3 protein-coding genes are annotated in these 2,133 nt (G+C 43.2%); all 3 read right to left on the bottom strand.

Annotation, left to right across the window (positions count from 1 at the left end):
* Positions 1-217 precede the first annotated feature (217 nt).
* Positions 218-685, bottom strand: a complete 468-nt coding sequence (locus tag ABGY95_RS12805) for a hypothetical protein (RefSeq protein WP_347442077.1) — start codon at positions 683-685, stop codon at positions 218-220.
* Between the two features lie 517 nt (positions 686-1,202).
* Complete coding sequence (locus ABGY95_RS12800) at positions 1,203-1,643, bottom strand: hypothetical protein (RefSeq protein WP_347442076.1); 441 nt, start codon at positions 1,641-1,643, stop codon at positions 1,203-1,205.
* Between the two features lie 68 nt (positions 1,644-1,711).
* A partial coding sequence (locus ABGY95_RS12795) for a hypothetical protein (RefSeq protein ID WP_347442075.1) occupies positions 1,712-2,133 on the bottom strand: 422 nt, incomplete at its 5' end.

Here is a 2,133-nt window from a genome sequence, read left to right as displayed (position 1 = left end):
TGGAGGGTGAGTTAATTTCTCGCCAGCTTGTGCTGAAAGAAAAAAGGGCAGCAATAGAATGGCTATGGATAAATGTTTCATTTTGGAGAACGATAAGCACATCCACCACTAGAAGCGGGGGCGGATGTGGATCGCGAGGTTAGGTTTGTAGTTACTGGAAATCATGGAAACAGGGCGGCTTCTAGTGGTTGGATGATGCGTCTTGTTCTGCATTTCTTCATTTGCGGATGATGGGTTCACGCTCGACCAACTTGGACTCGAAAAAGATCGCTCGGTCGCCCGGCTCGCCACCCACTTTGTCCTGAATGTATTTGATCGTGCCCAAGTGGGACTTCTTTTGCTTGGCAAGGTCGTGCGGACTGACCTTCCACAGCCCTTCGTAATCCTTGGTCTGGACATACACCTCAATCTCCTTACCCGTCTCAGTTTGAATCTTCAGCGGAGTGTGGACGTCAAAACCACGGGATACAAAAAGTTGGTGCTGCTTAACGTAAGCATCATAATTCTCTCCGAGAAACTTCCGGGTCTCGGCTTCATTGGCCTTGAGGGCTTTAGCGTCGATGCCGCCAACGTTGATAAACTTGTAGACCGGGTAACCCTTGACCTCCTTGATGGCATCAGGTTTAGCGCAGGCTGCTAGTGGTATCAGCGCGATTGCGTAGATAACGGTGAGGAAGTATTTCATTTTTTTGCAGAACGTAAAGCACACCGACTGATGACCACTCAGTGAACTTAAGGATTTAGGTGATGTGAAAATTGTCATGTAAGTAGGACTCTCCAGCTGGTCATCAGTTGGGTGCAGCGTCTTGTTAGCTTCATTGTTAGTTAGTTCATGGTTTCTCATTTCGCACCTTGATGAAAAATAGACTCTTGTTGATAAATTGGCCACAGCATGTGCAGTTAAATATTGGTCGAGCGCCAGAAAATCCAGATTGGTAACCAAATACTACAGTTCCGAAAGATCTACATTTCGGACATTTCACCTTTATCTCAAGATTAAAGAATGAATGTAGAAACCCGACGATTCCGCACAAAACACCTAGTAATAAAAAAGGAAATATAAAGTATCTTGAAACAAGATAAGTCAAAGAAATCTGGATAACCGCCAGTGAAAACATAGCCTTCAGAATTTGAGTAAATGTAAACGGCACCTTCATTTTAAGCTAACGTGGAGGTGTGACATAGATGAGCGCCAGCGAAATCTATTGATCACCACCGTTTGGTTCGAGCTCTGGGGTTGGTTTAGTTTCGAATTCAAGGAAAGTGATATCCTTCGTAGTAATGCCTGAATTCATCAATTCGATCTTAAGCTCTTCAGTGTAGAGATTACATCGTGTCTGCCATGGAGTAGGGTTCATTCGAAATGGGATAAATGGACAATATCTGCTGTTTAGGCTAATGGTCTGCTCAGATTCGTTGTATAGCAAGCGGAGGTTTCTTCTCTTAAAGTAGTATGTGTTTTCTTTTTTTAATTCCTTTTCATTGAACTTTGAAAGCTCCGCGGCTTCTTGGACTGTCGTCTTGTTGATTGGAGTGATCTCACCGCTTAATGAGTATTTTTTTACGAAAACGACACAGGAGCAACCAGATAGAGCCATCATCGTGATGGTGGAGATTATGATGGTTGGGATCTTAGAATTCATTCTTTCGTCGAACGGTTGAAGTGAGCGGCGGCGATCAGCCGTCGCGCTCAACTGATTGGTTAGGATTTTTAATTATTAAACATTTGCTGCATCGCAATTTCTAAATCTTCTTCAAGTTGTCTTGTTTGTTGCTTATTTATTCCGTGTCCATCATGCCCGATTAGTGACCACCTTCGTGTTCCATATGTTGGGGCAATCACTTGTATGATTAGTGGCCCTCCAGAAGACAGAAGAGCTGGCTTAAACCTTGTGTTATTTTTATCCCAGCTTTGTACAACTGAATGGTTTGATAGCTTTGTCTTCAATTTAACAAAAAATGGTTCTAAGTTAATTCGCTGTGTGAGTTTTGGTAGTTGGGTTGAATATACTCCACCTTTCTCAATCCATGGTTGCTCGTCGCCCCAAGAGTTAGACACTCTTACAGAAAAGTTATATTGATGAGAGGCTTCCCATTCCCATACGACGCAAGCAAGTCCAACACAAATGATTA

The organism is Rubritalea sp. (assembly GCF_039830215.1).
In the GTDB taxonomy this organism is placed as follows: Bacteria; Verrucomicrobiota; Verrucomicrobiia; order Verrucomicrobiales; family Akkermansiaceae; genus Rubritalea.
Note: the sequence above shows the minus strand (reverse complement) of the source record. Positions and strands in the feature narration are given on the sequence as shown.

Bases quoted from the DNA above. Each gene is read 5' to 3' on its own strand.
- ABGY95_RS12805 (WP_347442077.1), bottom strand. From the start codon at position 685: ATGAAATACTTCCTCACCGTTATCTACGCAATCGCGCTGATACCACTA.
- ABGY95_RS12800 (WP_347442076.1), bottom strand. From the start codon at position 1,643: ATGAATTCTAAGATCCCAACCATCATAATCTCCACCATCACGATGATG.